This is a genomic window from Cupriavidus sp. 05L310 (assembly GCF_056398185.1).
The window spans coordinates 132,864-139,231 of sequence record NZ_JBFTOX010000018.1; the positions used below are offsets into that span (position 1 = coordinate 132,864).

At 66.7% G+C, this 6,368-nt stretch carries 5 protein-coding genes; 1 reads left to right on the forward strand and 4 read right to left on the reverse strand.

Features of this window, described 5'->3' with window-relative positions; translation table 11 throughout:
- Positions 1–16: 16 nt before the first annotated feature.
- From AC1DS6_RS15550 to AC1DS6_RS15565, 4 genes are all read right to left on the reverse strand, one after another.
- A complete protein-coding gene (locus AC1DS6_RS15550) occupies positions 17–436 on the reverse strand; it encodes a group II truncated hemoglobin (RefSeq protein WP_441628056.1) in 420 nt (139 codons plus the stop codon).
- Between the two features lie 53 nt (positions 437–489).
- Entirely contained in the window at positions 490–3,120 is a 2,631-nt protein-coding gene (locus tag AC1DS6_RS15555) for an ABC transporter permease (protein WP_477102674.1), read from the reverse strand.
- Between the two features lie 191 nt (positions 3,121–3,311).
- Positions 3,312–3,929, reverse strand: a complete 618-nt coding sequence (locus AC1DS6_RS15560) for a DUF4126 domain-containing protein (protein WP_441628060.1) — start codon at positions 3,927–3,929, stop codon at positions 3,312–3,314.
- A gap of 108 nt (positions 3,930–4,037) precedes the next feature.
- A complete protein-coding gene (locus AC1DS6_RS15565) occupies positions 4,038–5,135 on the reverse strand; it encodes a substrate-binding domain-containing protein (RefSeq protein ID WP_441628062.1) in 1,098 nt (365 codons plus the stop codon).
- A 142-nt stretch (positions 5,136–5,277) separates the two neighbouring features.
- Between AC1DS6_RS15565 and AC1DS6_RS15570 the strand changes: the two genes are divergently transcribed.
- Entirely contained in the window at positions 5,278–6,132 is an 855-nt protein-coding gene (locus AC1DS6_RS15570) for an ABC transporter substrate-binding protein (protein WP_441628064.1), read from the forward strand.
- The last annotated feature ends 236 nt before the right edge of the window (positions 6,133–6,368 follow it).

Here is a 6,368-nt window from a genome sequence, read left to right on the forward strand (position 1 = left end):
CGATGGCGCATTGCCGTCAACGCGGTACATTGCGCATCCAGTCGGCGGTACCGAAGAAGGCCTGCATCAGGCGCAGTTGCAAGTCTTCGGGCAGGCCCACGTCCTGCATGGCCAGCGCCATGCAGCGCATCCACTGGTCGCGCTCGCTGGTGCCGATCTCGAACGGCATATGGCGCGCGCGCAAGCGCGGGTGGCCAAAGCGCTCGATAAAGTGATTGGGGCCGCCCAGCCAGCCGCACAGGAACCAGAACAGCTTGTCCCGCGAGCCATCCAGGGAGGCGGGATGCATGGAACGGAGCCCCTTGAACTCGGCTTCGAGATCCATCAGGTCGTAGAAACGATCGACGAGTTCACGCACGCGCGCCTCGCCGCCGATCAGCGCATAGGCGGTGACTTCGGTGGCGGCGGATTCTTCAGGTTTGGATTCGGTACTCATAAGACACTCGGGAATTCTTGAGGCACGGGCTGCACGAGCGGCGCGGAAACCGCTCAGGCTTCGCGCAGCGTGGCCAGCGCAGGCTGCCGCAGCACCTCGCGCAAACCCAGCCAGCCGCCCGCGAAAGCGCACAGCATGCCAGAAAACACGCCGGCGGGCACGATCCAGCCATTGAAGCGGAACGGGAAATCGAATACGAACTGCGACAACCCCCAGCCCACGGCAATCGCGCCCAGGCTGGCCAGCAGGCCCGCCAGGCCACCCACCACCAGAAACTCGGCGTACTGGGTCTGCCGCACCATCGCCGCGGACGCGCCCAGCGCCTTGAGCAGCCCGGCATCGCGCTTGCGCTCGTCGCGCGCGCCGGACAGCGCCGCGTAGAGCACGGTGACACCGGCCGCCAGCGTGAATACAAACAGGAACTCCACTGCCGCGATAACTTGGTCGAGCACGTCCTGGATCTGGCGCAGGATCAGGTCGGTGTTGACCACCGTAATGTTCGGGAATGCCGCCACCAGCTGGTTGCCCAGCGCGGCCTGCCGGGCCGGCAGGTGGAAGGCGGTGATGTAGGTCTGCGGCATGCCCTGCATGGCGGCGGGCGGCAGGATGACAAAGAAGTTCACCCGCATCGAGCCCCAGTCCAGCTTACGCAGCGACGTCACCGGCGCCTCCACCGACTGCCCGGCCACATCGAAGCGCAAGGTATCACCCAGCCGGATCCCCAGCGTCTTGGCGATGCCCTCCTCCACCGAGGCCCCGGCCTTGCCGCCGCCGAGCCAGTTGCCCGCCACCACGCGGTTGCCAGCCGGCAGCGCGTCGGTATAGGACAGGTTGAACTCGCGCTCGACCAGGTTGCGGGCACGGCCATCCGGGAAGCGCTCGGCGCGCACCGGCTGGCCGGCGATATGCGTCAGGCGTCCGCGCACCATCGGGTACAGCAGGTCGTCGATGCCGGCGTGCTGCAGCATGCCGGTCAGGGGCGCGCGCTGGTCGGGCTGGATATTGATGATGAAACGGTTGGGCGCGTCCGCCGGCGTGGCGTTGCGCCATGAGGAGATCAGGTCGTTGCGCGTCATGCCAAGCAGCAGCAGCGCCATCAGGCCCACCGCCAGCGCGACCGTCTGCAGCACCGTGACGCCGCGGCGGCGCTCCAGCACCGCCAGCGCGAAGCGCCAGCCCACGCTGCCGCGCGCCAGGCGGCCGCCGCGCATCAGCCGGGCCAGCAAGATCAGCAAGCCAAGGGCCAGCAAGGCGAACACGGCGCCCGCGGCCACGAAGCCGCCGGCGGTGGTCAGCCCCAGCTTGAGATCGCGGGCGGCCACCAGCAGCAGCGCCACGAAGGCGCCAAGGCCCAGCCCGTAGGCGATCCAGGTCGACACAGGCGGCGCGCCGATGTCGCGTCGCAGGACACGCAGCGGCGGCACCCCGGTCAGCGCCAGCAGCGGCGGCAGCGCAAAGCCAGCCAGCAGGACGATGCCCGCCAGCAAGCCCACCACGGCCGGCAGGACCGAGGGCTGCGGCAACGTCACGGTAAGCAGGTTGCCCAGCGAGAGCAGCAGCCCGTAGTGCGCCAGGTAACCCAGCGCCACGCCGGCGGCCGCGCCGCCGATGCCCAGCAGCAGGAACTCCAGCCCGAAGGCCAGCAGGATCTCGCGGCGCGACAGGCCCATGCACTTGTAAACCGCGCAGGCGTCGGTATGGCGCTGCATATAGCGGCGCGCCGACATGGCGATCGCCACCGCCGCGATCATCGACGAGAGCACCGCCACCAGCGACAGGAAGCGTTCGGCACGATCCAGCGTGGCGCGCATTTGCGGCTGGCCGGATTCGAGCGACTCGACACGGGTGTTGCGCAGCGCGCGCTTGTCGATCTCGGCGACTGCCCACTGCTGATAGGCCTGCGCGGCGGCGTCGGGGCCGGCTACCAGCAGGCGGTATGTGACCCGGCTGCCCCAGCCGACCAGCCCGGTGGACTCCAGGTCCGACAGCGGCAGCATCACACGCGGCGCGAAGTTCATGAAGCCGGCACCGCGGTCCAGTTCCTGCGTGATGATGCGTTCGATGCGAAAACCGCGACTGCCCAACTGGATGGTGTCGCCCAAGGCCACGCCGAGCGAATCGAGCAAGGCCTCGTCCACCCAGACCGTGCCTGCCGCAGGAATGCCGGTGGCTGGCGCATCCGGCCCGCCACGCTCACCCGCCACCTTGACCTGCCCGCGCAGCGGGTAACCGGTGCCAACGGCCTTGAGCGCGGCCAGTTGCGAAGCGGCCTCCGCTGGCACCGCGCCGGCCGTGCCCTGCGCGGCTGCCTTGGCCGGCGCGCGCGCGCTCGCCATGCTGGGAAAGGTGACGGTCTGCGTCGTGACCAGGCCCGCCTGGGCGGCGTGGCCGGCGAAGACGGCATCGAACGGCTGGTCGGACACGATCAGCACATCGGAGGCGATCATCTGGCGCGCATCGCGCTCCAGCCCGAGCCGCATGCGGTCGGCCAGGAAGCCCACGCTGCTGAGCGCCGCGACGGCCAGCACCAGCGCGAAAAGCAACAGGTTCAGTTCGCCGGCGCGCCAGTCGCGCCGCGCCATGCGCAGCGCCTGGCGCCAGGGCGAGAAGCGCGCCGGGCTGGCGCCGGACGGCATGGCGGCGGCGATGGCGGGAACAGTCCGGGAAGCGGGTTCTGAAGACATGGATCAGTTATCTCTTGTCCGTGCACGAGCATCATGGCGGCCTGCCGGGCAGGCCGCGCGGGTATCGATGATATCGGGAGATATCGGCAAAACAGCAAGCGGCAAAACAGCAGGTCCGGGCGCCTCGCCATGCTGACGGCGGATGGCTGGCGGACACTCGCCAACCGGATCAGGGCCAGATTATGGCGGCACTAGTGCCTGGGCTGGCGCCCGGCCGGCGCAGTGGCCGGCGCACGCTTGGCCAGGGCATCGCGCAAGCGGCGCACGCCGCGCCACAGCTTGGGCAGCAGCCACACCGCCACCAGCAACAACAGCGCCAGCACCACCAGGAAGACCACCGGCAGGAAAAACGCCAGCAGCAATCCGCTGCTGGCGGCTACATCTTCGCTAAGTGAGGCAGCCCAGTTCGAAAACGGTTCCGGGGATACATTGATCAGCGCGCGCGTGCCGGCCTTGGCAGCGTGGGCGGTACCGGCCAGGGTGCCGCCCACCAGCCCGGCGGCGACCATCCACTGCGGATCAAGCTGTCCGAACGCCGCGGCGGCCAGGATCGCACCGGCGGGAATGCGGATAAAGGTCTGGATGGTGTCCCAGAAGGAATCGAAGCCGGGTACCTTGTCGGCCACGAATTCGGCCAGGGCCAGCACCGCGGCCAGCGCGATCACCCACCACGACTCAAGCGCCTGCAGGCCGGGTGGCAGGTGCAGCCAGCCGGCGCGGCCCAGCGCGCCGGCCGTGAAGACGGCCAGGTAGAGGCGAAATCCGCTGGTCCAGGACAAGCCCGCAGCCAACGCGGCCGTTTCTAGCATGGCACTCCTTGCAGGGTCAGGGCGGCCGGCATGTAGCCCCGCCCATGACTGCAGTTTAATACGCGGGCACGCAAGCGGCCGGAAACCGGCCCTGGCCCGGCACCGGCGTCAGCTGCCTTCCTTGCCGTCGGGGCCGTACCAGGGGAGTGCCTGCTGGGGCGTCAGGATGCCATCGGGCTCGGCCATGGTGTAGCCCGGCAAGGCCTCGATACGGCGCGCGAAGGCAGGATCCGCCATCCGCGCCAGCAGCGCGTGCGCCCAAGGCGCGATCTGGTCGTTCTTGCGCAGCGCCAGGTAGTACGCCTCGCGCGTCAGCGGCACGAAGGCCAGCCCATGGGCCTCGGCATTCATGCGCAGGCCGAACCCCACCTCGGCGCTGCCGGCATGCACCGCTTCAGCCACTTTTTCGTTGCTGAATTCGGGGGTTTCGTAACCGACGATCTGGTCCGGAAAGAGGCCGTGGGTGGCCAGCAACTGGTCGAACAGCATGCGCGTGCCCGAACTGCGCTGCCGGTTGACGAAGCGCGCCCGGGTACGGGCCAGGTCGCGCAGGTCGCGGATCTGGCGCGCCAGGCCGGGCGTCACGATCAGGCCCTGCTCGCGCCAGGCGAGCCGGATCAAGCGCACGGCAGCCGGACGCAGCCATTTGCGCAGCGTCACATGCGCCACCGAGCCGGCGGTCTGGATCGGCGAAACGTAGAAGCCGGCCACCTCGGACTGCCGCTCCTGCAGGCAGATCAGGCCCTCCACGCTGCCGCAGAACACAGTATCGAGCTGCAGGCCGCCCGGCTCGTCATGCAGCGCGTCCGCCAGGACCTCCATGGCGGGGTCGTGGCTGCCGGAAAAACGGATGCGGGTCTGCGGCTGGGCGGCATCGTCGAGATCCGCCAGGAAATCCACCATCGCCTTCTGCACGATCGGATCGATGGATTCACGCAGGCGCCCTTCCGCGCGCAGCAAACGCTCGCCGAACAGCGTCAGCGTGGCACCCCGGCCACGCTCCATGTCCAGCATGCTGCGCCCGAGCATCTCCTCCCACGACCGCATCACGCCCCAGGCATGCCGGTAGGACAGCCCGATCTCGCGTGCCGCGCGATGCAGGGAGCCGGTCTCGCGCACGGCCTTGAGCAGCTGGAACACCTTGCCGTTGGAGCGTGGATTGTCATCCACGGCCACTACCGGAAACAGATCAAAGCGGAATGTCATATGAAACGCTTTTCATATTTACTTTAGAGATGTGGCTCATCGACAATCGAATGCCTTGATTTCCACGGTATTCGCCGCATTCTCACCGATCCTGTGAGTTGGTGGCAATTCTGTTTCTAAAAACATAAGACACGGAGCGACCATGCCGGGCTCAACCATCTCTTGCCTTTTTCATCACATCTCTGGCCGTACCGCCGCTTCCCTGGGCTTGGTTTGCCTGGTCACGCTGAGCGGCGCCACTGGCGCGCTCGCCGGCGAACTCAAGCTGGCTACCACCACCAGCACCGAGAACTCGGGCCTGCTCAAATTCCTGCTGCCGAAGTTCGAGCAAAAGAGCGGCGTCACGGTGAAGGTGATCGCGGTGGGGTCGGGCAAGGCGATGAAGATGGGCGAGATGGGCGACGTCGATGTGCTGCTGGTGCACGCGCGCAAGATGGAAGACGAATTCATGGCCGCGGGCTACGGGGTTAATCGCCGCGACGTGATGTACAACGACTTCATCGTGGTTGGGCCTGCCGGCGACCCGGCCAGGCTGAAGGGCGAGAAAGACGTTATCGCGGGCTTCAAGAAGATTCCTGCGGCCGGCAGCAAGTTCATCTCGCGTGGCGATAATTCCGGCACCGACGTGATGGAGAAGGATTACTGGAAGCAGGCCGGCATCGAGCCCAAGGGGCAGCCGTGGTATGTGAGTGCGGGGCTCGGGATGGGGGAGGTGTTGACCATGGCGGCGCAGATGCCGGGATATACCCTGTCGGACCGGGCCACCTATGGCGCGTATCGCGCCAAGACGGGGCTGGCCATTTTGCTGGAGGGCGATCCGAAAATGTTCAACCCATATGGGGTGATTGCTGTTAATCCAGTTAAGCATCCGGGGACCAACTATGCGGATGCGATGAAGCTGGTGGAGTGGGTTACCTCCAAGGAGGGGCAGGATGCTATTGCGGCTTACAAGGTGGAGGGGGAGCAGTTGTTTTTTCCTAGTTACAAGGGGAAGTGACGGTGGGGGGGTTAGGAGGAACGCAACCGTTGGCTCTTTTTGCGGGATTGGGAATTGGTTTGGGCGGTGTTGGTTGTTGTACCCAACGGGCCTGTCAGGAATTTTGTGTTTAGGGCATAACATGTCGCTAAGGAGCATGTCATGCCACGTAAAACGAAGACCAGTCAGGCTGCCGACCGTGAGCTGCCGACCATTCCCGAGGAGCTGATTGCCCATTTCGTAAAGGGCCCCATGAC

Bases quoted from the DNA above. Each gene is read 5' to 3' on its own strand.
- AC1DS6_RS15550 (WP_441628056.1), bottom strand. From the start codon at position 436: ATGAGTACCGAATCCAAACCTGAAGAATCCGCCGCCACCGAAGTCACC.
- AC1DS6_RS15555 (WP_477102674.1), bottom strand. From the start codon at position 3,120: ATGTCTTCAGAACCCGCTTCCCGGACTGTTCCCGCCATCGCCGCCGCC.
- AC1DS6_RS15560 (WP_441628060.1), bottom strand. From the start codon at position 3,929: ATGCTAGAAACGGCCGCGTTGGCTGCGGGCTTGTCCTGGACCAGCGGA.
- AC1DS6_RS15565 (WP_441628062.1), bottom strand. From the start codon at position 5,135: ATGACATTCCGCTTTGATCTGTTTCCGGTAGTGGCCGTGGATGACAAT.
- AC1DS6_RS15570 (WP_441628064.1), top strand. From the start codon at position 5,278: ATGCCGGGCTCAACCATCTCTTGCCTTTTTCATCACATCTCTGGCCGT.